21 protein-coding genes and 1 riboswitch are annotated in these 23,324 nt (G+C 72.0%); of the genes, 10 read left to right on the forward strand and 11 right to left on the reverse strand.

What is annotated here, in order from left to right; translation table 11 throughout:
* Positions 1-109 precede the first annotated feature (109 nt).
* Together ABZ342_RS41505 and ABZ342_RS41510 are read left to right on the forward strand one after the other, a co-directional pair.
* A complete protein-coding gene (locus tag ABZ342_RS41505) occupies positions 110-883 on the forward strand; it encodes a M50 family metallopeptidase (RefSeq protein WP_360485409.1) in 774 nt (257 codons plus the stop codon).
* Between the two features lie 117 nt (positions 884-1,000).
* On the forward strand, positions 1,001-2,233 hold the full coding sequence (locus ABZ342_RS41510) for an aldehyde dehydrogenase family protein (protein ID WP_360485412.1): 1,233 nt from the start codon (positions 1,001-1,003) through the stop codon (positions 2,231-2,233).
* Here the strand turns inward: ABZ342_RS41510 and ABZ342_RS41515 are convergent.
* Complete coding sequence (locus ABZ342_RS41515) at positions 2,230-2,403, reverse strand: hypothetical protein (RefSeq protein ID WP_360485415.1); 174 nt, start codon at positions 2,401-2,403, stop codon at positions 2,230-2,232. The two genes, ABZ342_RS41510 and ABZ342_RS41515, sit on opposite strands and share 4 nt — an antisense overlap.
* Before the next feature lie 301 nt (positions 2,404-2,704).
* Positions 2,705-2,956, reverse strand: coding sequence for a hypothetical protein (locus tag ABZ342_RS41520; RefSeq protein WP_360485418.1), 252 nt, complete (start codon positions 2,954-2,956; stop codon positions 2,705-2,707).
* Positions 2,957-3,010: 54 nt separating this feature from the next.
* Here ABZ342_RS41520 and ABZ342_RS41525 point away from each other — a divergent pair, with 54 nt between their 5' ends.
* A complete protein-coding gene (locus ABZ342_RS41525) occupies positions 3,011-4,102 on the forward strand; it encodes a dihydrofolate reductase family protein (protein ID WP_360485421.1) in 1,092 nt (363 codons plus the stop codon).
* 57 nt (positions 4,103-4,159) lie between these two features.
* Here the strand turns inward: ABZ342_RS41525 and ABZ342_RS41530 are convergent, their stop codons facing one another.
* The 4 genes from ABZ342_RS41530 to ABZ342_RS41545 all read right to left on the reverse strand — a co-directional run bounded on the left by ABZ342_RS41530 (position 4,160) and on the right by ABZ342_RS41545 (position 9,266).
* Positions 4,160-5,368 (reverse strand): chitinase, encoded by a 1,209-nt coding sequence (locus tag ABZ342_RS41530; RefSeq protein ID WP_360485424.1) that lies wholly within the window; start codon positions 5,366-5,368, stop codon positions 4,160-4,162.
* 273 nt (positions 5,369-5,641) lie between these two features.
* A complete protein-coding gene (locus ABZ342_RS41535; protein WP_360485427.1) occupies positions 5,642-6,724 on the reverse strand; it encodes a HAMP domain-containing sensor histidine kinase in 1,083 nt (360 codons plus the stop codon).
* The gene (locus tag ABZ342_RS41540; RefSeq protein WP_360485430.1) at positions 6,721-7,377 is read right to left on the reverse strand and encodes a response regulator transcription factor; all 657 of its coding nucleotides are present in this window, start codon (positions 7,375-7,377) and stop codon (positions 6,721-6,723) included. Before ABZ342_RS41540 ends, ABZ342_RS41535 begins: the two co-directional genes overlap by 4 nt.
* Before the next feature lie 35 nt (positions 7,378-7,412).
* Positions 7,413-9,266 (reverse strand): glycosyltransferase family 39 protein, encoded by a 1,854-nt coding sequence (locus ABZ342_RS41545; protein ID WP_360485431.1) that lies wholly within the window; start codon positions 9,264-9,266, stop codon positions 7,413-7,415.
* Between the two features lie 58 nt (positions 9,267-9,324).
* Here ABZ342_RS41545 and ABZ342_RS41550 point away from each other — a divergent pair, with 58 nt between their 5' ends.
* Positions 9,325-10,083 (forward strand): hypothetical protein, encoded by a 759-nt coding sequence (locus ABZ342_RS41550; RefSeq protein ID WP_360485434.1) that lies wholly within the window; start codon positions 9,325-9,327, stop codon positions 10,081-10,083.
* On the opposite strand, the gene cobN is transcribed toward ABZ342_RS41550, so the two are convergent.
* Positions 10,084-13,647: a cobaltochelatase subunit CobN gene (gene cobN / locus ABZ342_RS41555; protein ID WP_360485437.1), complete on the reverse strand. Its 3,564-nt coding sequence runs from the start codon at positions 13,645-13,647 to the stop codon at positions 10,084-10,086.
* A gap of 49 nt (positions 13,648-13,696) precedes the next feature.
* Positions 13,697-13,809, reverse strand: a riboswitch (cobalamin riboswitch).
* Positions 13,810-13,900: 91 nt separating this feature from the next.
* Here cobN and ABZ342_RS41560 point away from each other — a divergent pair.
* On the forward strand, positions 13,901-14,629 hold the full coding sequence (locus ABZ342_RS41560) for a hypothetical protein (protein ID WP_360485440.1): 729 nt from the start codon (positions 13,901-13,903) through the stop codon (positions 14,627-14,629).
* Here the strand turns inward: ABZ342_RS41560 and ABZ342_RS41565 are convergent.
* Genes ABZ342_RS41565 through ABZ342_RS41575 form a run of 3 tightly spaced genes read right to left on the reverse strand, consistent with a single transcriptional unit; the run spans position 14,626 to position 16,637 of the window.
* Positions 14,626-14,859: a helix-turn-helix transcriptional regulator gene (locus ABZ342_RS41565; RefSeq protein ID WP_155541712.1), complete on the reverse strand. Its 234-nt coding sequence runs from the start codon at positions 14,857-14,859 to the stop codon at positions 14,626-14,628. The genes ABZ342_RS41560 and ABZ342_RS41565 overlap by 4 nt on opposite strands.
* Before the next feature lie 3 nt (positions 14,860-14,862).
* The gene (locus ABZ342_RS41570; RefSeq protein WP_360485444.1) at positions 14,863-15,714 is read right to left on the reverse strand and encodes an ABC transporter permease; all 852 of its coding nucleotides are present in this window, start codon (positions 15,712-15,714) and stop codon (positions 14,863-14,865) included.
* Positions 15,711-16,637 (reverse strand): ABC transporter ATP-binding protein, encoded by a 927-nt coding sequence (locus tag ABZ342_RS41575; RefSeq protein ID WP_360485447.1) that lies wholly within the window; start codon positions 16,635-16,637, stop codon positions 15,711-15,713. The genes ABZ342_RS41570 and ABZ342_RS41575 overlap by 4 nt, the downstream gene beginning before the upstream one ends.
* 162 nt (positions 16,638-16,799) lie before the next feature.
* On the opposite strand from ABZ342_RS41575, the gene ABZ342_RS41580 reads away from it, so the two are divergent.
* From ABZ342_RS41580 to ABZ342_RS41600, 5 genes are read left to right on the forward strand one after another with little or no spacing between them, the layout of a single operon-like run.
* Positions 16,800-17,060, forward strand: coding sequence for a DUF6191 domain-containing protein (locus ABZ342_RS41580; protein ID WP_360485450.1), 261 nt, complete (start codon positions 16,800-16,802; stop codon positions 17,058-17,060).
* Positions 17,061-17,065: 5 nt separating this feature from the next.
* Positions 17,066-18,130, forward strand: a complete 1,065-nt coding sequence (locus ABZ342_RS41585) for a precorrin-3B synthase (RefSeq protein ID WP_360485453.1) — start codon at positions 17,066-17,068, stop codon at positions 18,128-18,130.
* A complete protein-coding gene (locus tag ABZ342_RS41590) occupies positions 18,127-18,750 on the forward strand; it encodes a precorrin-8X methylmutase (protein ID WP_360485456.1) in 624 nt (207 codons plus the stop codon). The genes ABZ342_RS41585 and ABZ342_RS41590 overlap by 4 nt, the downstream gene beginning before the upstream one ends.
* Complete coding sequence (locus ABZ342_RS41595) at positions 18,747-20,237, forward strand: precorrin-2 C(20)-methyltransferase (RefSeq protein WP_360485459.1); 1,491 nt, start codon at positions 18,747-18,749, stop codon at positions 20,235-20,237. The genes ABZ342_RS41590 and ABZ342_RS41595 overlap by 4 nt, the downstream gene beginning before the upstream one ends.
* A complete protein-coding gene (locus ABZ342_RS41600; protein WP_360485462.1) occupies positions 20,216-20,941 on the forward strand; it encodes a GNAT family N-acetyltransferase in 726 nt (241 codons plus the stop codon). Before ABZ342_RS41595 ends, ABZ342_RS41600 begins: the two co-directional genes overlap by 22 nt.
* On the opposite strand, the gene ABZ342_RS41605 is transcribed toward ABZ342_RS41600, so the two are convergent.
* The coding region (locus ABZ342_RS41605; RefSeq protein WP_360485465.1) for an arabinosyltransferase domain-containing protein at positions 20,938-23,324 on the reverse strand (2,387 nt) is incomplete at its 5' end. The two genes, ABZ342_RS41600 and ABZ342_RS41605, sit on opposite strands and share 4 nt — an antisense overlap.

The raw sequence follows: 23,324 nt of genomic DNA on the forward strand, positions 1-23,324 counted from the left end.
GCCACACCCGCCGAGAAAGGAGATCGCATCGACTCAATACCGGAGCCGCCGAAACCCCCAGCGGTGGGGACTCACCGTAGCCAGATATCGCCTGTGGTGAGGTGTCCGGGTGAGCTCGCCCGTTCAACTCGCGCTCGGCGATCCGGCCGGTACCGGAACCGGTGCTGCCCTTCGCGCGGCTGCCGCCACTCCGTCGCTGCTCGAACAGGCCCAGACCCCGGCCGTGATCACTCTGGTCGCCGGTGGGGTGGCGCTGCTGGTCGTGCTCGTCGGGGGCAGCCCGTGGCGGCTGGCGCGCAACGGTGTCACCATCGTGCACGAGGCCGGGCACGCCCTGGCCGCCGTGCTGGTCGGGCGGCGGCTGCAGGGGATCAAGCTGCACTCGGACACCTCGGGCGTCACCGTCTCGCGCGGCAAGCCCGAAGGGCCGGGCATGGCCTTCACCGCGATGGCCGGCTACCTGGCGCCGTCGGTGCTCGGGCTGCTGTTCGCCAGCCTGCTGGGTGCCGACCTGGTCGGCACGGTCCTCGTGCTGATCGCGCTGCTGCTGCTCGGCGTGCTGGTGATGGTCCGCAACGCCTACGGGGTGTTCACCGTCGTCGCGAGCGCCTCCGTACTGGCGCTGGTCGCGTTCGTCGCGCCGGTCGAGGTGCAGGCTCCGTTCAGCTACCTCGTGACGTGGTTCCTGCTGTTCGGTGGCGTGCGGCCGGTGGTCGAGCTGCAGGTCAAGCGGCGGCGGGGCCGCGCCCGCGACTCCGACGCCGACCAGCTGGGCCGCCTCACCGCGGTGCCGCCGGTGCTGTGGGTGCTGGTCTTCGCCGTGGCGACGGTCAGCTGCCTCATCGCCGGCGGGCTGTGGCTGCTGGAGCCCGTGGCCGCCTGACCACGCGGTAGCCGAGCGGGTGGCGGCCCTGGTCGCGACGCCGGGGCCGGTGGACCTCGTGACCACGCCCATGCGGCAAACTGGTCTCTCGCTGGTCCGCGCGGAGGGAGACGAACGATGGACGAGGTCGCCAAGGCCGTGGAGGAGTGCGCACGGGCGGCGAAGCTGGCCGCGCCGTCGCTCGCCGCCGCTTCCGCCGACGCCGTCGATGCCGCGCTGACCGGGATGGCCGAGCGGCTGCTCGCGCACCGCGACGAGATCCTGGAGGCGAACCGGGCCGACGTCGAGCGCGCGAAGGCCGAGGGGATGAGCGCCGGTCTGCTCGACCGGCTCACCATCACCCCGGAGCGGCTGACCGGCATGGCCGAGCAGCTGCACCTGCTCGCCGGCGCCCCGCACCAGGAGCGCTCGGTCGACGTGTCCACCCTGGACGGCGGGCTGAAGCTGGTCGAGCGGCGACGTCCGGTCGGCGTGATCGGCGCGAACTACGAGGCACGGCCGAACGTGACCGTCGACGTCGCTTCGCAGCTGGTCAAGTCGCGCAACGGCGGCGTCCTGCGCACCGGTTCGGCCGCGCTCGGGTCGGCCCAGCGGCTGCGCGAGGTCGTCATCGCCCCGGCGCTGACCGAGGCCGGCATCGACGCCGACTGCGTCCAGCTGGTGCCGCGGGTGGAGCGCGAGGCGGCGTCCGCGCTGGTGCGGCTGCCGAACCTGGTGCCGCTGGTGATCCTGCGCGGCAGCGGTGACAGCACCCGGGCGCTGGCCACCGAGGCGGCCGTCCACGGCGTGCGCACGCTGGCCCACGCCGACGGCGGCGGCGTCCTGTACATCGACCGCGGGGCGGACGTCACGAAGGCGCGTGACCTCGTCTTCGCGAGCCTCGACCGCCTGGGCGTCTGCAACCGGCTGAACCTGCTCCTCATCCACGAGGGCATCCACGACGACGTCTGGCCGGGCATCGCCGACGCGCTGGCCGAGCGGGGCGTCACGCCCTCGCTGGCGCCGCACGAGCACGCCATCGGCTACGAATGGGCCCTGGACTCCGACCACGAGGCGACCGTCACGGTCGCCAAGGTCGGCGATCTCGCCGACGCCGTCGAGATCGCCAACGAGAAGACGTCGGGCCTGGCGGCGGGCATCGCCACCGAGGACACGGCAGCCGCCGACGCCTTCTTCGACGGCTACACCGGCACGGGCGTCTTCTGGAACGCCCCGACCCGCCTCCTCGACGGCTTCAAGCTGCTCGCGGTCCCGGAAACCGGCATCAACCTGGACAAGGTCCCCGGCCCCCGCGGCCCGGTGACGTACACGGACCTCTACGTCCGCCAGTACGCCGTTTTGCCGGTCTAGCCCGGCGACTCCGCGAGCAAATCGCGGTATGACGCGACCGTCCGTACCGTCTCGCCGAGGTGTCCCAGCTGCTCGACCACCAGCCGCGCGGCTTCCGTGTTGCCGACGTCGAGCGCTGTGCCGAGCAGGCCACGCAAAGCCGTGTCGACGGCGCCCAAGCCTACGATCACATAGTCGAGGTTGGTCGGTTGCGCGGTGCGGCAGGGACAGGTGTCCGCGTGGAGCGCCTCGTTGACCAAGAGGAGCGGGCCACGCCGAGTCGGTTCGGACGGGGCACTCCTCCAGTGGCCGTCGCTCGCGAGGTAGGTGACCCAGCGGCGATGGGGTGGCGCGAATGGGTTTGTCATCCGGCCGCCTCTCCTGGTCGTCCGAAACCCTCCGACTCATCGTCGTCGTCGTTGCGGCCGGCTCACGCGTTACCGCCGATGACGGCCCGAGACGTCAAGCGGCCTCACACCGCGACGGTGCAGATCAGATCCGCGGTGGCACGCTCGCGAGCCGCCGGAGTTCCTTTACGGTCTGCTCGGTGTTGTCCAGTAGTTCGGTGCTGTTCTCGGTCTCGCTGGCGTAGCGGAAGATCGCCGTCGGGCCGTCGCTGATCGCTATTGCCGCCACCAGCCTGCCCTCCGGGTCGCGGGTGAGACCGGTCGACACCTGTACCTCCCGGCCGACGGTGTCGACCGTGGTGAGGGTCCGTTCGTGGTACCAGCCGCGCGTGCCCATGCCGGATAGACGCCGCGATCGCCAGGCTTGTTACGGCGCGGCATACTGGGCCGGGTGATCACCCGGCCGCACGTCCTGCTGTCCGCCGCGCAGTCGCTCGACGGCTTCCTCGACGACACCTCGCCCGAGCGGCTCGTACTGTCCACTGAGGACGATTTCGCGGTCGTGGACCGGTTGCGGGCCGAGGCCGACGCCATCCTCGTCGGGGCCGGGACGGTGCGGGCCGACAACCCGCGGCTGCTCGTGCGCTCCCCGGAACTGCGGAAATGGCGGCTGGAGCAGGGGAAGCCCGAACAGCCCGTCAAGATCACCGTCACCACCCGCGGCCTCGACCCGGACGCGCAGTTCTTCACCGTCGGGGACACCGAAAAGATCGTCTACGCGCCGCCCGGAGCCGCGGACGCGCTGAAGCACGTCGCCACCGTCGTCGACGCCGGAAATCCGGCCGACTTCTCGCGCGTCCTCGACGACCTCGGCGCGCGTGGCATCGGGAACCTGCTGGTCGAAGGCGGCGGCGGGATCCACACCCGGTTCCTCACCGAGGGGCTCGCCGACGAGCTGCGGCTCGCGATCGCGCCGTTCTTCGTCGGGCAGCCGGACGCGCCGCGGTTCGTCGGGCCCGGGCTCTACCCGCGTCCGCTGACGCTCGTCGGCGTGGAAGAGCTCCAGGACATGGCGATCCTCCGCTACCGGGCCGCGGCCGAGCCGACCGGCCGGGACGTCCGTCGGCTGCGGGAAGCCATCGCGCTCGCCGCCGAGTGCCCGCCGAGCCACACCTTCCGGGTCGGGGCCGTCATCACCGACGCCGACGGCGAAGTCGTCGCGACCGGGCATTCCGGTGAGGGTGACCCCCTGAACCACGCCGAAGAAGCCGCGCTCGCCAAGTGCGCCGGCGACCCGCGCCTGGCCGGGGCGACGATGTACAGCTCGCTGGAGCCGTGCAGCCACCGCAGTTCCCACCCGCGCAGCTGCACCGAGCTCATCCTCGACGCCGGGATCCCGCGGGTCGTCTTCGCGTGGCGCGAGCCGCCCGTCTTCGTGGACGCCCGCGGCACCGAGCTGCTGCGGGACGCCGGGCGGCACGTCGTCGAGGTGCCCGCGCTGACCCCGGAGGTCCAGCGCGAGAACACCCACCTCACCTTCTGAAACCGAAAGCCGGGCAGGCCACCGCGAGGTGGCCTGCCCGGCTCGCTTCGAAACGGTCTAGCAGGCGCCGTTGTCGACCCAGACGCCCCATTCGCCGGTCGTGCCCGGCTCTTCGCCCTGGGTCCACCACTTCGCGGTGAACTTGTGGCTGTTGTGCTTGACCACGTCGTCCTTCACGTAGACCTTGGTGCGGTCCCATTCCGCCGCGGTGCAGGAGCCGCCGCCCGGGGTGGTCGGAGTCGTGGTCGGCTGGGTCGGCGTCGTCTGCGGCGGGGTCGCGCCGGCGAACCGGACGCTGAACTTCGTGAAGTCCCAGTCGTTCTGCGGGACGTTGCTGCAGACGCCGTTGTCGGTCGTCCCGACGCACGCGCGGTCGCGGTTGACCGACCAGAACGTGAAGCGGCCGAGGCCGTGACTGGTCGCGTAGTCGTAGACCGTCTGGAAGTCCGCCGTGTAGAACATCTCGGAGGCGTCCGACTTGCCGTTCATGCCGGAGAAGCCTTCGTGCGAGTACGCGGTCGCACTGTCCCAGCCCATGTGCGACATCAGCAGGCCGTGCAGGGCCTCGAGCGCGGACACCTGCGACGAACCGCCGTTGAAGCCGCCGTCGAACGGCATGATCGAGAAGTTGTTGGGCGTGAAGCCGATCGACTTGGCCTGGTCGAGCAGCTGCGTGCCGAACCAGCCGGTGCCGGCCGCGGTGCCCGGCATGGTCACCGACACGAACAGGCCGGGGTTGTTGGCCTGCAACGTCTTCGCGGCGCCGAGCTCGTTCGCGATGGCCGCGGTGTTTTCGTACTCGGGCTCTTCGAGGTCGAAGTCGATCGCCTTGAGCGAGTACTTGCTGATGACCTGCTGGTACGCGGCGGCGGTCGCGGCCACGTTCCCGCAGGTCTGGCCGAGCTTCGTGCCGCCGTAGCCGCCGACGGACACCGAGACGTCGCCACCGTTGGCGCGGACCCGGGAGATCACGTTCGCGACGGTGGTGTCGGAGGAGACCGCGTTGGTGCCGTCCCAGGTCGGGCTGCAGCCGCCGCCGTTGGGCGCCAGGATGAACGCGAGCTGGAAGGCCTTGAGTCCGGTCGCGTTCATCACGGTGATCGGGTCCGGCGGATTGTTGCTCACCGGCATCAGGTACGGGGCCGCGGCGTACCAGTTGTTGCTCAGCGCCGCTGTCGCGGAGGGTGCGCCGATCACGAGACTCACAGCTGTACCGATGAAGGTGGCGGCGGCGAGCCCGACGGCGGCCAGTCTGCTTCTGCGCATGATCTGTCCTCCCGGTGGGGATCGAGGGTGGACAAACTATTGGACTAGACCATTGATGAAGTCAAGACGCGAAGGTCGGATAGGGGGAATCGACGGGTGAAAAGCGCCGCGGTGTCCGATATTCGTCCGATAATGGCGCCGCACGGGTGAGGATCGGGCGAAGCGAACGACGGAGAGCGCCAGAGAGTAAGGCGACGACCGGATCGGCGCGCGTTGAGGCGGGGTTCGATGGCACAGCGGGGTAAGAAGGGGCGGAGAAACGGGCAAGCGGCTTCAAGCCCGCGGCAGCGACACGACGACCACCAGCCCGCCTTCCGGCCGCGCTGTCGCCGTCACCTCCCCGCCGTGCGCGTGCGCCACCGACCGCACGATCGACAACCCCAGTCCGGCGCCCTCCGCGGCCACCCGGGCGCGCCGGTGGAACGGGTCGAACAGGGCCGGCACCTCGGCCGGGGGGATCACGGGGCCGCTGTTGGCCACCTCCAGCTCCACCCGGCCCGGCGACGCCCGGGTCGTCACCCGCACCCAGCCGCCCTCGATGTTGTGGCGGAGGCCGTTCTCCACCAGGTTGTGCGCCAGCCGCTCCAGCATCAGCGCGTCGCCCAGTGCCGTCGCCTCGCCGAGGTCCGCCGAAACCTCCGGCGGCACCACGTGCGCCACCACCGCCGCCAGATCCACCGGGCACCGCTCGGTCAGCGCGCTCTCCGACCGGGCCAGCAGCAGCAACCCGCTGATCAGCTTCTCGTGCCGCGCGTTGATCCGCAGCAGCTTGCCACCGAGCTGCCGGACGTCGTCGGAAGCCGTGCGGCGGTGCATCGCCACCTCGACCAGCGAGCGGTTGAGCGTCAGCGGGGTGCGCAGCTCGTGCGACGCGTTCGCGACGAACCGGCGTTGCGCGTCGAACGACCGGTCGAGCCGCTCGACCATCACGTCGAACGCGTCGGCGAGCGTCTTCACCTCGTCGTCGGGCCCGCGCACCGCGATCCGCGGCTGGCCGCCCGGGTCGGCGGCCGCCGCGATCCGGCGCGCGGTGTCCGTCACCTGCCGCAACGGGGCCAGCGCCCGGCCCGCGACCAGCCAGCCCAGCCCCGCTGCGAGCACCGCCACCGCGCCGAGCGCGATCGCCCCCTGCGTCAGCAGCGACGTCGCCGCCGCCTCGCGCACCTGACGCGCCTGCTCGTCGAACGTCTCCGGTGAAGGCAGCGACGGCAAGCCGGCTGGCCCGGTGCCCGCGAGGAACGTGACCCGCTGCCCGACCTGCCGCGTGAACAGCAGGTACGTGACGCCCAGCAGCGCGCCGCCCGCCAGCAGGAACAGGCCGCCGTAGAGCACGGTCAGCCGCAGCCGGAGGCTCACCGGAGCCGGTAGCCGACCCCGGTGACCGTCTCCACCAGCGGTGGGTCACCGAGCTTGCGGCGCAGTTTGAGGATCGTGAGCCGGACCGCGCCGGTGAACGGGTCCGCGTGCTCGTCCCACGCCTTCTCCAGCAGGTGTTCCGCGGACACGGCGGCGCCGTCGGCGCGCAGCAGCTCGGCGAGCACGGCGAACTCCTTTTTGGACAGTGGCAGATAGCGCCCGTCGCGGAACACCTCGTGGCGCGCCGGATCGAGCGTCACGCCGGAGCGGCGCAGGACCGGTGGCGCGGCCGGCCGGCAGCGCCGCCCCAGCGACTGGATGCGCGCGGCCAGCTCCGGGAAGGCGAACGGCTTGGTGAGGTAGTCGTCGGCACCGAGCGACAACCCGTCGACGCGGTCGGTGATCTCGACGGCCGCCGTGAGCATCAGCACCCGCGTCGCCGCCTCGGACGCCACCACCCGGCGGCAGACGTCGTCGCCGTGCACGACCGGCAGGTCCCGGTCGAGCACGACGACGTCGTAGTCGTGCACGGCGATCCGCTCGAGCGCGGCGCCGCCGTCGTGGGCGACGTCGACGGCGTGCGCCTCGTCGCGCAGCCACTCCGCGATCGCGTCCGCGAGCATCGGCTCGTCCTCCACCACCAGGACCCGCATGCCGCCATGATCGCCGCGGCGGTGTTTCCTCGCCGTTAGCGGCACCGGTAGAGCGTGTCCGCGCCGCCGACGCGCACCGGACCGTCGCCGGGGCCGGGGGCGGGACGGCCGCCGTACGCGGCGGGGTCGACGACCGTGCAGTGCTGCTCGATCCAGCGCCGGCGTTCGGCCTGGACCGGGCTCCGTGCTGGCCCGGGCGGGGTTCCCGCGCCGCTCAGCACGAACCGGAGCTTGCCCTCGGCGAGCCACTGGTCGAGCTGCGCGACCGACGGCGCGTCGTCGCGGCCGCCGAAGCCGCCCATGCCGATGACGGTCGCGTCCGAGTCGATGAGGAACGGCGCGACCGCGCCCGCTTCGGCGTTCACCGCCAGGGTGATCTCGGTGCCGTTCCGGCGGGCGTAGTCGAGGATGCGGCGTTGCTCGTCGGACAGCGTGGCCGTGCCGTCGCCGCCGGAGAGCGTCAGCCGTGGTTGCGGTCCACCGGGTGACATCGGCGGTGGCGGCGCACCGGGACCGGTGGCCGGTCCGGCGGCGGGGAGCGTCCCGGCGGACGTGCTCTGCGCGGCGTCGAACGACCACACGGCCGGGGTGAGCAGCAGCGGAACCAGCGCGGCGACGAGCGCGCGTCGCTGCGGCGCCACCACCAGCCAGGCGATCGCGAGCAGCGCTGTCCCGATCACGGCCCAGCGCGTCCAGCCGTAGAAGGTCGTGTCGCGCGACGTCAGGACGAACGCCCAGGCCGCGCTCCCCGCGATGGCGATCGGGAGCAGGGTCCGCCGGTGGTGCCGCCACAGCAGCGCGAGCCCGGCGGCGGAGATCGCCGCGATCGCGGGGGCCATCGCCGTCGTGTAGTACGGGTGCCAGATGCCGCCGGCGAAGCTGAAGACGGCGGTCGTCACGAGCAGCCAGCCGCCCCAGAGCAGCCAGCCGGCGTCGCGCCATCGGCGGCCGAGGACGACCAGGACGAGCAGCGCGAGCGGCAGCAGCCAGGAGATCTGGCCGCCCACGAGGTCGTTGAACATCCGGAACGGCCCGGGATCGCCGCCGAAAGACGTCATGGTCTGCTGCCCATTGCGCATGATCATCATGCCGCCGCTTTCGCCGTCGCCGGAGAGGCGGCCGAAGCCGTTGTAGCCGAAGACGAGGTCCCACGCGGAGCCGTCTTCGCTGCCGCCGGTGTACGGCTTGGCGCCGGGCCACCAGTCGTGGAGCGCGATCCACCAGAACGACGAGACGGCCAGGACCGCGCCGGCGCCGAGGAGGTCCAGGAGGCGGCGCTTGAGCGGCCCGCTCGTCCCGGCGAGGTAGGCAGCGACGAGGGCGGGCACGATGATCCACGCCTGCAGCATCTTCGTCAGGAACCCGCAGCCGACGAAGAAAGCGCACCACCACAGCCATTTCCGGCCGTCTTCGAGTGCACGGGTGAGCGCGTAGGCGGCGGCGACCAGGGACAGGACGAGCAGCGTGTCGGGGTTGTTGTCGCGGTCCATGATCACGGTGACCGGCGTCAGGGCGAGGATCGTCGCGGCCAGGAGAGCGACGTTCTCGCCCGCCCACCGCCGGACGGTGCGGTGGAGCAGGAAGACGGTCGCGACGCCTTCGAGGACCTGCGGCAGCAGCAGCGCCCATCCGTGGAAGCCGAAGATCAGCACGGAAAGCGCTTGCGGCCACAGGGCCATCGGCGGTTTGTCGACCGTGACGACGCCGTAGGGGTCGAAGGAGCCGAAGAGAAAGTTCGTGAAGCCGCCGGTCATCGACTTGACGGCGGCGGAGTAGTAGGTGTTGCCGAGCTGGCCGTCGCCGATCTTCCAGGCGTAGAGCACGGCGGCACCGAGGCAGATGAGCGGAAGCGCCCAGGGACGGGTCTTCGGAGGAGCGGCGGTGATCATGCCCGCCACCCAACTCCGGCCCGCGTTTCCCGGGCGTTTCCGCGTTACAGTGGCCAGGGTGACCACGCCCGGCGATGTGCCCCGCACCCCGTTGTCCCGCCTGCTGGAGGAGATCTCGTGGGAGGGCCGATCGGTCGTCAAGTACCGCGACGGCGGGCGCGGTAAGGAGAACGTGCTCACGGCGGAAGTCCTCACCGCACTGGACTACTTACCCCGTGATGCGTATCTGGCCGCTGTTCTCCGGCACGCACATGGTGCGGCGGACGCTGCCGCACAGGCGGCCGACGAGGCCGAAGCCGCGGAGATGGTGTTCCTTCCGGAGGAATTCGCCCTCAACTCCACGGCGGCGGGGCGCGGCGAGCGGCTGATCGTGCAGCCGGACGCGACGATCGCCTCGCCGAATACCTTGGTTCTCCTGGAAGCGAAGGCGATTCGGTCCGGCACCTTCGGGCCGGAACAACTCGCCCGCGAGTACCTGGCTGTCACCGCGATGGCCGGAACGCGGACGCCCCTGCTTCTCCTCGTGCTGGGCACTCCGCCGCCGGTCGCGATCAGGGGACGGAGCGGGCGGTTCGACGTCGCCGACGCGGTGGCCGTGAACCTGGAGTCCGTCCACGCGAAGTCCGCTCCGCACCCGTGGTCGCTCGCCGAGCTCCAGGCGCGGGTGGCGGAATCCTGTGCCTGGCTGACCTGGACCGAGCTGGCCGGCCTCGTCGCCGCCGAACACGGACGAGGCCGGCACTCCGGGACGTTCGCCGAGGGGACGGTCGATCGGCTCGTCGGCACGATCACCCGAGCCGTCCGGTGGCACGGCTAGCTACTGTGCCTCCAGGTCACCTTCCAGCGACAGGTAGACCTCACGCATGCGAGCCAGCAGCTCCGGGTCCGGCTCCGCCCACAGCCCGCGGTCCGCGGCCTCGTTCAACCGCTCCACGATTCCCCGCAGCGCCCACGGATTGGCCTGGCGCAGGAACTCCTGGTTCACCTCGTCCAGCACGTACGACTCGGTGAGCTTCTCGTACATCCAGTCGCCGACCACGCCTGCCGTGGCGTCGAAGCCGAACAGGTAGTCCACTGTGGCCGCCAGCTCGAACGCGCCCTTGTACCCGTGACGTCGCATCGCCGCCAGCCAGCGGGGGTTCACCACCCGGGCGCGGAACACCCGTGCCGTCTCTTCGCCGAGAGTCCGCGTACGGACCGCGTCCGGCGACGTGCTGTCGCCCACGTAGGACGTCGGGGCCGTTCCGGTCAACGCGCGGACCGTCGCGATCATCCCGCCGTGGTACTGGAAGTAGTCGTCCGAATCCGCGATGTCGTGCTCGCGCGTGTCCGTGTTCTTCGCCGCCACCACGATGCGCTTGTACGCGCTCTCCATGTCCTCGCGCGCCGGGCGTCCGTCGAGGTCGCGGCCGTAGGCGAAGCCGCCCCAGACCGCGTACACCTCCGCCAGGTCCTTGTCGTCGCGCCAGTTTCCGCTGTCCATCAACGGCAACAGCCCCGCGCCGTACGCTCCCGGCTTCGAGCCGAAGATCCGGGTCGTCGCCCGGCGGGTGTCGCCGTGGGCGGCCAGGTCGGAAGAAACGTGGGCCCGGACGAAGTTCTCCGACGACGGCTCGTCCAAGGACGCCACCAGCCGCACCGCGTCGTCCATCATGGCGATCACGTGCGGGAACGCGTCGCGGAAGAAGCCGCTGATCCGGATCGTCACGTCGATGCGGGGCCGGCCCAGCTCGGCCAGCGGGATCGCCTCGATGCCCGTGACCCGCCGCGATGCCTCGTCCCACACCGGCTGGACGCCCAGCAGCGCCAGGACTTCCGCCGCGTCGTCGCCGGACGTCCGCATCGCCGACGTCCCCCACACCGACAGCCCGACCGAGCGCGGCCAGTCGCCGTTGTCCTCGCGATAGCGGCGAAGGAGCGAGTCCGCCAGCGCCTGTCCCGTTTCCCAGGCCAGCCGGCTCGGGATCGCCTTCGGGTCGACCGTGTAGAAGTTGCGCCCGGTCGGCAGCACGTTCACCAGCCCGCGCAACGGCGACCCGCTCGGCCCGGCCGGGATGTACCCGCCGTCCAGCGCGTGCAGCACCGCGTCCAGCTCGGCGGACGTCCCCGCCAGCCGCGGGACGATCTCGGTGGCCGCGAAGGAAAGTACCCGGGCGACCTCGGGATCCGGCGCCACCGACTCGACCGCCGTGGCGTCCCAGCCGCGCATCTCCATCGTCTGGACGAGTTCCCGCGCCGTCTTCTCGACCGCGTCCACTTCGGACGTCGACGCGTCTTCCTTCAGCCCCAGTGCCGACCGCAACCCCGGCACCGCACCTTCGCGGCCGCCCCACATCTGCGACGCCCGCAGCATCGCCAGCACGAGGTTGACGCGTGCCTCGCCGACCGGCGCCGCGCCGAGGATGTGCAGCCCGTCGCGGATCTGCGCGTCCTTGACCTCGCACAGCCAGCCGTCGATGTGCAGCAGGAAGTCGTCGAACTCCGCGTCGTGCGGCCGCTCGCCGACGCCGAGGTCGTGGTCCAGCTTCGCCGCCTGGATCAGCGTCCAGATCTGGGCGCGGATCGCCGGCAGCTTCGCCGGGTCCATCGCCGCGATGTTCGCGTGCTCGTCGAGCAGCTGCTCCAGCCGCGCCAGGTCGCCGTACGACTCCGCCCGCGCCATCGGCGGGATCAGGTGGTCGACGATCGTCGCGTGCGCCCGCCGCTTCGCCTGCGCGCCCTCGCCCGGGTCGTTGATCAGGAACGGGTACACCAGCGGCAGGTTCCCGAGCACGGCATCCGGCGCGCACGACGCCGAGAGCCCGGCCGTCTTGCCCGGCAGCCATTCCAGGGACCCGTGCTTGCCCAGGTGCACGACGGCGTGCGCCCCGAACTCCTCCTCCAGCCACCGGTACGCGGCCAGGTAGTGGTGGCTCGGCGGCAGGTCCGGGTTGTGGTAGATCGCGACGGGGTTCTCGCCGAACCCGCGCGGCGGCTGGATCATGATGATGACGTTGCCGCTCTGCAGCGACGCCAGCACGATGTCCCCGTTGTCGACGTACAGCTCGCCCGGCGCCGGGCCCCAGTGCTCTTCCACCCCCGAACGCAGCTCCGCGGGCAGCGCGTCGAACCATGCCTGGTAGCGGGCGGCGGGCACCCGGATCGGGTTACCGGAAAGCTGTTCCTCGGTCAGCCACTCCGGGTCCTGCCCGCCCGCCGCGATCAGCGCGTGGATCAGCGCGTCACCGTCGGGCTGGTCGGTGCCGGTCGGGTCGACGCCCGGGAAAGCGTCCGCGCCCAGGTCGTAGCCCTGTTCGCGCATCCGCCGCAGCAGTTCGATCGCCGACGCGGGCGTGTCCAGCCCGACCGCGTTGCCGACGCGAGAGTGCTTCGTCGGGTACGCGGACAGCATCAGCGCGATACGCCGGGAAGCAGGCGGTGTGTGACGGAGGCGAGCGTGCGCCAGCGCGATGCGAGCGACGCGGGACGCGCGTTCGGCGTCCGGGACGTACCGGGGGAGGCCGTCTTCGTCCAGCTCCTTGAACGAGAACGGCACGGTGATCAGGCGCCCGTCGAACTCCGGGACGGCCATCTGGTTCCCGGCGTCGAGTGGCGAAAGGCCTTCGTCGCTCGCCGTCCACGTCTCACGGTCGCTCGTCAGGCACATCGCCTGCAGGATCGGGACGTCGAGCGCGGCCATCTCGGCGACGTCCCACGCCTCGTCGTCGCCTCCGGCCCCCACCTCGGACGGCCGCGTGCCGCCCGCCGCGAGCACCGTGACCAGCAAGGCGTCCACGGAAGCCAGCTCGGCCATCATCTCCGGCTCGCGCGTACGCAGCGAAGCACAGTAGATCGGCAACGCCCGCCCGCCCGCGGCTTCGATCTCGTCGGCGAGGACGTGGACGAAGTTCGTGTTCCCGGACAGGTGGTGCGCCCGGTAGTACAGGATCCCGATGACCGGGCCCGTGGCCTGCGAAGACCGCTCCAGGACGCCCCATTCGGGCTGCCGGGCGGGCGGCTCGAAGCCGTCGCCGGTGAGCAGGAGCGTGTCGGAGAGGAACCGGTGCAGCTGGGTGAGGTTCGCCGGGCCGCCCTGCGCGAGGTAGGCGTGGGCCTCGGCGGCGATGCCGGCCGGGACCGTCGAGAGCTTCATCAGCTCGGCGTCCGGCGTCTGCTCCCCGCCCAGGACGACGACGTGCGCGCCCGACGCGCGCAGCCTGTCCAGGCCTTCCTGCCAGGTCCGCGGGGTGCCGAGGATGCGGACGACCACGATGCGCACGCCGTCGAGCAGGGCCGGCAGCTCGGCGACGTCGATCCGCGAGGGGTTCGCCAGCCGGTACTCGCCCTCGGCCGAGCGCGCGCTGAGCAGGTCGGTGTCCGAAGTGGACAGAAGCAGGATCACGAGGTTCCTCCTCGGGGTCCGCGCCCCGGGTCGACGGTCGCGCCGGCCGGAGTTCCTGGCTCCCGGAGAGCCCCGACGTACTCCCTCCCGCGGAGGGGACATCGAGCACAGCGCTCTCCGATGACAGTGGCGGGACCGCCCCGGACTCTCACCGGGTTCCTCCACCTGCCGACGCGTGGGTATCGGCTCCACTCTCCGGTGCCGGTCGAGGTGCGTCAAGGTGACGTTGACCGGCCCTCGGTAGCCTGGCGGCTTGGAAGCCTTCCTCCGTGACTTCACCGCGGCCCAGTCGAGCCGCGGGCCCTACCGCCGGGCGACCGCGGCCGAGCTGGCGGCCGCCGAAGCCGGGTTCGCCGCGCTCCTCGACCAGGCCCCGCACGACCTCGATGAGCTGGGCTTTTCCGTCGAAGACGGCAGTCTCGTCCGCCAGGAGCCGGACTCCGAACGGGCCTGGGGCCTGTACGCGCTCGACCGGTCCGCGCCGCCGTCACTGGTGGTCGAGGCGCCGCACGCCTCATCCGACCTGCGCACCGAGCTGATCGGTCTCGAGCTGTTCCGGCGCACCCCGGGCGCGATCCTCGCGGTCGGCGGCGCCCACCGGCGCCGGGAAGACCCCGCGCACGACACCGGGACCGTCTTCCACGTCGTCACCACGCTGCTGGCCCGGCGCGGCCTGCCCCAGGTCCAGCTGCACGGCTTCAACGACACCACGCTGATCTCGGCGGACGTCGTGGTCTCCGCCGGGGCCGCCGAAACCGGGGACGCCGCCCGCCGCGCGGCCGACCGCCTCGCCGACGCCGGGTTCCGGGTCTGCCGCGCCTGGGCCGACCCGTGCCGCGGCCTGGCCGGGACGACGAACGTCCAGAGCCAGGCCGCCGGCGGCACGCCGTTCCTGCACGTCGAGCTCAGCCGGACGGTCCGGGAGACCCGGCGCGACGACGTCGTCCGCGCGCTCGTCGAGGCCGACCTGCGCAAGCCCTAGGCGGACTGCTCTCCCAGCCGCGGGAACGGCTTCGTCGAGAACAAGACTTCCAGCGGGACCTCGAAGAACTCCGCGATCCGCAGCGCCACGAACAAGCTCGGGCTGTACTCGCCGCGCTCCAGGTAGCCGATCGTCTGGTAGTGCACGCCCAAGGCCTCCGCCAGCTGGCGCCGCGAGATCGACCGCTCCGCGCGCAGCATCGCGATCCGGTTGTAGACGACCTCGCTCATGATTCACCCCACACGCTGCATGGCCTTCTCCCGCCGTTCGGCCACCGACGAACCCGCTTCCCGCCGCGCCATGCGGCGGAGCAGGACCGGGGCCAGTGCCAATCCGATCACGGACCACGCGACGAGCACGGCCAGGGTCGGCAACGGCCGCCACGACTGGCCGATCTCGACGACCACCGCGCTGTCGGGCAGCAGCGCCGAGCGCATCCCGAGGCCCAGCCAGTACATCGGGAACGCCTGCGCGATGCCCTGCACCCAGCTCGGCAGCGCCGTGATCGGGTAGAAGATCCCCGAAATCGCGCCCAGGCCCATGATCGGCAGCGTGATCAGCGCGATGGACCGCGGGCTGTTGGTGAGCGACCCCAGCGCGGCCCCGAGCGGCAGGGTCGCGACCAGTCCGAGCGCCAGCACCCACAGCAGGTGCACGTACGACCAGACGCCGTCGGGAGCCAGGGAATCGAACAGGAACAGGCACGGGACCAGCACCAGCAGGATCCCGGTGACCTGCGCCATCGCCACCGCCGTCGTCTTCCCGACCAGGTAGCCGAGCATGCCGTTCGGCGTCGCTTTCGCGCGCAGCAGCGTGCCGTCCTCGCGGTCGATGGCGAGGTAGCCCGCCGTGCTGTTCAAGCCGTTGAACACGATCCCGGCGCCGAGCACGCCGGGCACGGTCGCCGCGCCGAGCGAGAAGCCGGTGCCGGGCAGGGTCGCGTTCCGCATGAAGAACAGCGTGCCGAGGAAGAGCGCGACGAAGACGAACTGGCCGATGACGTCGTCCCGGTTGGTCCACGTCTGCTTGAACTCGATCCAGCCGCGGTCCAGCCCGGCTCGCAGGGCGACGGTCCTGGCGTTCATCGCGCACCCGCTTCCTGGAGGCCGATCTCGGTTTCGCCGCCGGCTTCCGCGCGGTGCACCAGCGTCATGTAGGTGTCCTCCAGCGACGCCCGCCGGACCTCGAGGTCCGAGACGGCTTCGCCGTGCTGCTTGAACAGGTCGTACACGTACTTCGTCGCTTCGGTCGTCGAGTGCACGAAGCGCTGGCCGTCGATCGTCCAGCGGACCTCGGCCTCGCCGGAGATCCGGCGGGACAGCGCGTCGGCCGAGCCGTCGGCGATGATCCGCCCGCCGTTGAGGATGAGGATCCGGTCGGCCAGCTTCTCGGCCTCGTCGAGGTCGTGCGTGGTGAGCAGGATCGTGGTGTCGAGCTCGTCGGAGAGCCGGTGCACGAGGTCGTGGAACTCGCGGCGCGCCTCCGGGTCGAAACCCGCGGTCGGCTCGTCGAGGAACAGCAGCTCGGGGCGCCCGACGATGCCGATCGCGACGTCGAGCCGCCGGCGCTGGCCCCCGGACAGCGTCTTGATCTTCTTCTGCGCGTGCTCGGCGAGCCCGACGGCCGCGATCAGCTCGTCGGCGTCCCACGGCCGCTGGTGCGACGCCGTCGAGTACGGCGCGTAGTAGCGGCCGAGGTGCGCGAGCAGCTCCCGGACGCGCCACTTCCCGTGGTCGCGCCACGACTGGAGCACGACCCCCAGCCGCGCCCGCCAGTCTTCACCGCCGTGGGCCGGGTCGATCCCGAGCACGCTGACCTCGCCGGCCGACCGCATGCGGAAACCCTCGAGGATCTCGATCGTCGTCGTCTTGCCCGCGCCGTTCGGCCCGAGCAGGCAGACGACCTCGCCCCGGTGGGCTTCGAACTCGACGCCGTGGAGCACGTCGTTCGCGCCGTAGCGCATCCGGAGCCCGCGCACGCGGACCACGGGGACAGCTGGATCTCTCATCTCGAACCCCCATCGAACTGGTGCGATCGAATGTAGCACACCTACTACATTCGATCAGACTTCTGCTGTGCCGGGAACTTGACTCGCGGTCATCCGGTTCGCCGGGCATGGGTACTTGGCTGGGGCTGGCTCTGCCGGGCGGCGTCGTGGATCCTGCTGGTCATGGCCGCGATCGAGCTGCGGCCGCGCAAGAACGGCTCCCGCTTCAAGGCGCGGCTGTCCGCGACCTACATCGAAGAGACGACCGCGTTCCTCTACGGCACCAAGCGGCGTGAGCTGGAACACCGGGAAACGATGTCGATGCTCGTCGAGCAGGACGCCGAAGGCGCGCCTCCGTGGCGTGACGTGGACCTGGACGCCGGAATCGCCAGGATCCGGCCGCGCGCGGACCCGCCGGAGCCGGAAAACCGCCAGCTACAGTGACTCCCATGCCGACCCCAGCGCGTGTGCGAGCCGACGCGTGCCCGGGTGTTTTCGCACCCCACGACGCCGCCGACGGCCCATTGGCCCGCGTCCGGCTGCCCGGAGGTGCGGTTTCCGCGGCGCAGCTGCGCGCGCTGGCGGATGCCGCCGAAGAGTGCGGCGACGGCGACCTCCACCTCACCTCGCGCGGCAACGTCCAGCTGCGCGGCGTCACCCGGCCCGGCCTCGCGGCGCGGCTGACCGACGCCGGCCTGCTGCCTTCGCCGTCGCACGAGCGGGTCCGGAACGTGCTGGCCTCGCCGTTGAGCGGGCTGCACGGTGGCCTCGCCGACGTCCGGGGGCTGGCCGCGTCGCTCGATGCCGTGCTGTGTTCGACGCCGGAGCTGGCCTCGCTGCCCGGCCGGTTCCTCTTCGCCTTCGACGACGGCCGCGGTGACGTCGCCGGGGAAGGTGCCGACGTCTGCTGGCGCGCGCTCGCCGCGGACGAAGGAACCCTGCTGCTCGCCGGGGGCGATACCGGACGTCGGGTGCGTCTCGCCGACGCCGTTTCCGCGCTGATCGAGGTCGCGCTGGAGTTCGGCCGGGTGCGCGGATCCGCCTGGCGCGTCGCCGAACTCGACGACCCCGCCTGGCGGGGGACGCCGGTGCCGCGGGGTGACGTCCCGGTGCCCGTCGGGATGATCGCCGGGGTCGCGGCGGGGGTCGTGCCGCGTTTCGGGCAGCTCTCCGCCGAGCAGGCCCGCGCCCTGGCGGAGTTCGGTCCGGCGCTGGTCACGCCGTGGAAGTCGCTGGTCCTGCCGGACGTGCCCGCCGACGTCTTCGAGCGGCTGGGCTTCGGGGGCGTGCCGCTCGGCACGAGCGCGTGCATCGGACGGCCCGGCTGCGCGAAGTCGCGCGCCGACGTACGGGCCGATGCCGTCTTCCGGCCGGGCCTGCGCGCGCACTTCTCGGGCTGTGAACGGCGGTGCGGGAAGCCGTCGCAGTCCCATGTGGACGTCGTCGCCGAAGCGGGCGGCTATCGCATCGACGGCCGGTGGGTGCCGCTCGACGAGATGGAAGGGAAGCTGTGATCGACTACCTGCGGGACGGTGCCGAGATCTACCGGCACTCGTTCGCCACGATCCGCGAGGAGGCGGACCTGGCGATCCTGCCCGACGACGTGGCGGGCCTGGCGGTCCGGATGATCCACGCCTGCGGCATGGTCGATCTGGTCGACGACCTGCGCTACACGCTCGACGTCGTCGAGTCCGGCCGCGCCGCGCTCGAAGCCGGCGCGCCGATCCTGTGCGACGCGCAGATGATCGCCAGCGGCGTCACCCGGCGGCGCCTGCCCGCGGGCAACGAAGTCGTCTGCACGCTCTCGGACCCTTCGGTGCCGGGGCTCGCCGAGCGGATGGGCACCACGCGCTCGGCGGCGGCGCTGGAACTGTGGCGTGACAAGCTGCCCGGCTCGGTCGTCGCGATCGGCAACGCGCCGACCGCGCTGTTCCGGCTGCTGGAGATCCTCGACGAAGGCGTCGGCGCGCCCGCGGCGATCATCGGCGTGCCGGTCGGGTTCGTCGGCGCGGTCGAGTCCAAAGTGGAGCTGGCCAAGCGGGCACCGGCGCCGTACCTCGTGGTGCACGGCCGGCGCGGCGGCAGCGCGATGGCCGTCGCCGCGATCAACGCCCTCGCGAGCGCCGAAGAATGACCGGGACGCTCTACGGCGTCGGGCTCGGCCCCGGCGACCCGGAACTGATGACGGTCAAGGCGGCCCGGCTGATCTCCGAAGCGTCGGTGATCGCCTACCACTGCGCCCGGCACGGGCGCAGCATCGCACGGTCGGTGGCCGAGCCGTACCTGCGCGAGGGGCAGGTCGAAGAGAAGCTCGTCTACCCGGTCACGACCGAGACGACCGACCACCCCGGCGGTTACGAGGGCGCGATCGCGGACTTCTACGAGCTGAGCGCGAAGCGGCTCGCCGAGCACCTCGACGCGGGACGCGACGTCGTCCTGCTCTGCGAAGGCGACCCGTTCTTCTACGGCTCGTACATGTACATGCACGAACGGCTTTCCGGCCGGTTCGAGGCGGTCGTCGTGCCCGGCGTGACGTCGGTGAGCGCGGCGTCGGCGGTGCTCGGCCGGCCGCTGGTGCAGCGCGACGAGGTGCTGACCGTGCTGCCGGGCACGTTGCCGGCGCCGGAGCTGGCCCGGCGGCTCGCGGACACCGACGCGGCGGCGGTGCTGAAGCTCGGCCGCACGTTCGGCTCGGTGCGGGAGGCGTTCGAAGAGGCCGGGAAGCTGGACGACGCCGTCTTCGTCGAGCGCGCGACCTGGGGACAGCAGCGGATCGAGCCCCTCGCTTCGGTCGATCCTTCGACGGTGCCTTACTTTTCGCTGGCGCTGCTGCCTTCGCCGGCTTACGCGTCCCGGGTTTCGCCCGCGCCTGCCACGTCTCCTTCGCCGGCTTCCGGTGGCGAGGTCGTGGTCGTCGGCCTGGGTCCGGCCGGTCCGGAGTGGCTGACGCCGGAGGCCGCGGTGGAGCTTTCGGCCGCTGAGCACATCGTCGGGTACGGGCCGTACGTCGCGCGCGTGCCGCAGAAAGCGGGCCAGCAGCGGCACGCGTCGGGCAACCGCGTCGAGGCGGACCGGGCTCGGGATGCGTTGTCCCTGGCCGCTTCGGGCGCGCGCGTCGCGGTCGTTTCCTCGGGTGACCCGGGGGTGTTCGCGATGGCGTCGGCGGTGCTGGAGCAGGTGTCTTCGGGCCACGGCACGGGTGTCCGCGTGCGGATCGTCCCGGGGGTGACGGCCGCGCAGGCGGCGGCGTCCCGCGTCGGCGCGCCGCTCGGGCACGACTACTGCGTGCTGTCGCTGTCGGATCGCCTGAAGCCGTGGGAGATCATCGAGAAGCGCCTGGACGCGGCGGGCGCGGCGGACCTGGTGCTGGCGCTGTACAACCCGGCGTCGCGGTCCCGGACGACTCAGCTGGCCGACGCTCGGGGCGTACTGCTCCGCCATCGCGCGCCATCGACGCCGGTGGTCGTCGCGCGGGACGTCGGCGGCCCGGAGGAGGACATCCGCGTCACGACGCTGGGCGACCTCGATCCGTCCACAGTGGACATGCGCTGCCTGCTGATCGTGGGTTCGTCGAAGACCCGCGCCGAGAACGGCGTGGTGTGGACTCCGCGCAGCTACTGACGGCCGAGTCCGCCTTGCACCGCCGGGCGGTCCTGGCGGGCGAGGCGGCGTCGGCCGCGAAGGTACCCGGCCGCTTCCGGGCGTGGGAGCGCGCGGGTTTGCTGGCGGTACTGGCGACCGACCCCGCGCTCGCGTACCTGTCGACGGTGACCGGGGTGACGCCGGAGACGCTGCCCGAGGTGGCCGGGTTGCTGCGTTCGCCGGAGTGGGACGGCGTCCACCCGGCGGTCGTCGCCCCGGCGGGGCTGCCGGTGCCGGGCCTGGCCCCGGCGGGCGACCGGTTCCTGGCCGTCCGCCGGCTCGAGCCCGGGTGGGCTCCGCCGCCGGAAACGGTCGACGCGGAGGTCTTCCTGCGCGTCCTGCTGGCCGGGTTCGAGGTGACCGGACCGGTGGCGGAGTACATGGCCGCGGAACACCGCCTCCCGATCATGCGGCGCTTCCTGGCGTGGGAGGGGGAGACGCCGATCGCGGCCGCGGGCATGACGATCGACGCCAGGGTCGCGATCCTGGGGGCGGCGTCGACGTTGCCGCAGCACCGCGGCCGGGGCGCGCAGCCGAAGTTGCTGCGCCGCAGGCTCGAAGCGGCGGCCGCGGAGGGCTGCACGCTGGCGGTCGCGACGGCCCGCCCGGGCTCGCCGAGCGTGGCGAACCTGGAGCGGGCGGGGTTCCGCCTCCACCGCCGGACGGCGTGGACGAAGGCCTAGCGCGTCGGGTCCTTGCCGTTCGGCTGGCTCGGGCCCGGTCCCGGGGACCACCACCCCGGCACGGTCTTCTCCCCGTGCACCACCGTCGGCGCGATGCCTTCGGTGAACGGCTCGATCTGCAGCAGCTGGCCCCACGACTGGCTCGGCTGCCCGATCAGGTAGCTCGGCACCTCGGGCTCCTCGGCCAGCTCCTCCAGCCACCCGATCGGCCCGCCGTTGGTCGACGACGCCCACTCCGCCTCGTCCGCCAGGCCGCCGGCCGTGATGCGGTACTCCGGGACCTGCGAGATCCCGTCGTGGGACGTCACCGGCTGCGCGCACGGGTACACGAACGACGCCGGCCAGTCGATGTACACCGGCTTCGAGCCGATCTTGTCCGTCAGCGTCGTGAACGTCGGGACGCGCGGGGCCGACGCCGCGATCCAGCCGTCCTCCGTCAGGTCGTTGTCGACGATGTTGATGCGGACCGCGTTCGTCTCCGCCGGGAGGTCGCGCAGGTTGATGCGGGTGTCGTTCCAGCCGCCCGTGCCCGAGCCCGGCGGGAGCACGAACTGGCTGCGCAGCACCTTCACGCCCTCCGGCGTGTTGACGCCGTAGTCGAGGCTCACCGACGTCGGGCGGCGGGCCTCGCCGGCTGTGGCCACCACGATCTGGCCGTCCGCCGGCTTCTCCGTCAGCGCGTACCAGTCGCTGCGCAGGCGCCCCGCGCGCGTCTCCTGGTCGAGGTAGCTCGACCACATCGGCACGGTCTCCGGGGTGAACCCGTGCGGCGGTTCGGCCAGCGGGTCCTTGTCGTCGACGGCGCGCATGTGGAAGCCGGTCTGGACGCGGCCGTTGTCCTGGTCGGGGTTCGGCAGCGGGGACTCCGGCTCCTTGGGCTTCTCCGCGACCGTCCGCTGCTCGGACTGGGGGTGCAGGATGCTCGTCGCCGCGTCGCGCTCCACCATGACGTGGTCGGAGAGGTTGCAGCTCTTGCCGAACAGGTGCCCGACGTTGGCCGCGCCCAGGCTGTAGCTGCCGGCCTGGTTGTGGATCGCCCAGGCCATCGTGACGAACTCGCCCGCCGCCACCAGGCCGCAGACCACCACCAGGGACAGCGATCCGAGCCGCAGCGCGCGCAGCCGGCCTTCCTGGGGCTGGGCCGGCAGCCCCGGCCGGTGCGCGCGGACGTTCTCCACGAACGCGTAGATCCCCGCGACGGCCGCCGCCACCAGCAGGATCGTCGACAGCGGGATGCCACCGACCGACGGCGCCACGTTCGTCCACTGGACGCCGAGGCGCGAAACGAACCAGTACGTGTTCGGCCCGGTCGCGGCGAGCGCGGCGACCACCAGCAGCGCGGCGAGGAAGGCCGCGCGGTTGCGTTTCGACCGCAGCACCGTCGAGCTGGTCGCGAGCGCGGCCAGCGCCGCCATCGACGCGCCGACCGCGGCGAACGCGCCGAAGTGGTGCGTCCACTTCGTCGGAGTCAGGGCCAGGAGCAGGAAGAACACCGCCGTCGTGCCGATCAGGCGGCGGGCCGGGCCGAGCGACGCGCCGGGGATGCGGCCGCGGCGCAGCAACATCACCAGGCAGGCGGCGGTGCAGAGCACGACCAGCAGCACCGGGAACCGGCGCGGCGCCGAGCCGTCCGGCAGGTCCGCGAAGAGCAGCTGGTAGCGCGCGAGCTCTTGGAACCACGACAGGTTCGGGCCCACCTGGGTCCGGATCCGGGTCGCCTCCTGGACGGTCGCGAACGTCTGGTCGGCGAACACCACGACCAGCACCAGCAGCCCGGCCGCGGCGACCGGCGCGAGCACCGGCAGCCAGCCGTTTTCGTTGGCGCGCTGGCGGATCAGCTTGAACAGCGGGCGCGCGGCGACCAGGAACGGCGCCACCGCGATCAGCCCGGTCGGCGTCGCGGCCAGGGTGAACCCGGCCGCGGTCAGGCCGAGGCACAGGGGCAGCAGCCGCCGCGTCACCAGCGTGCGCTCCACCGCGCAGATCGCCAGCAGCGAGCCGAGCGCGGCCACCGGTTCCGGGCGGACGCCGTTGTTGTAGGGCATCCACCAGATCAGGAACACCGTCGCCGCGGCCCAGCTGGCCGGGCGGCTGGTGCGGATCTGGGTGCCGAGGCGCGGCATCACCTCGCGGCTGATCAGCAGCCAGCTGAGCACGCCGAGCAGGAACGACGGCAGCCGGATCCACGGCGGCACCACGCTGACGTGCGCCATCAGCTCGAACACGTGGTAGAACCAGCCGAACGGCGCCTCGGCGACGCCGAACCAGCGGTGGTAGTTCGTGAGGAACCCGGTCTGCTCGGTGACCCGGGCCATCGTCAGGATGTAGCCGTCGTCCGAGGTCACCGGCCCGATGAAGACCCACGCGCCGAGCGCGACGATCA

Origin of the sequence: Amycolatopsis sp. NPDC005961 (assembly GCF_040629235.1) — a bacterium.
In the GTDB taxonomy this organism is placed as follows: domain Bacteria; phylum Actinomycetota; class Actinomycetes; order Mycobacteriales; family Pseudonocardiaceae; genus Amycolatopsis; species Amycolatopsis camponoti.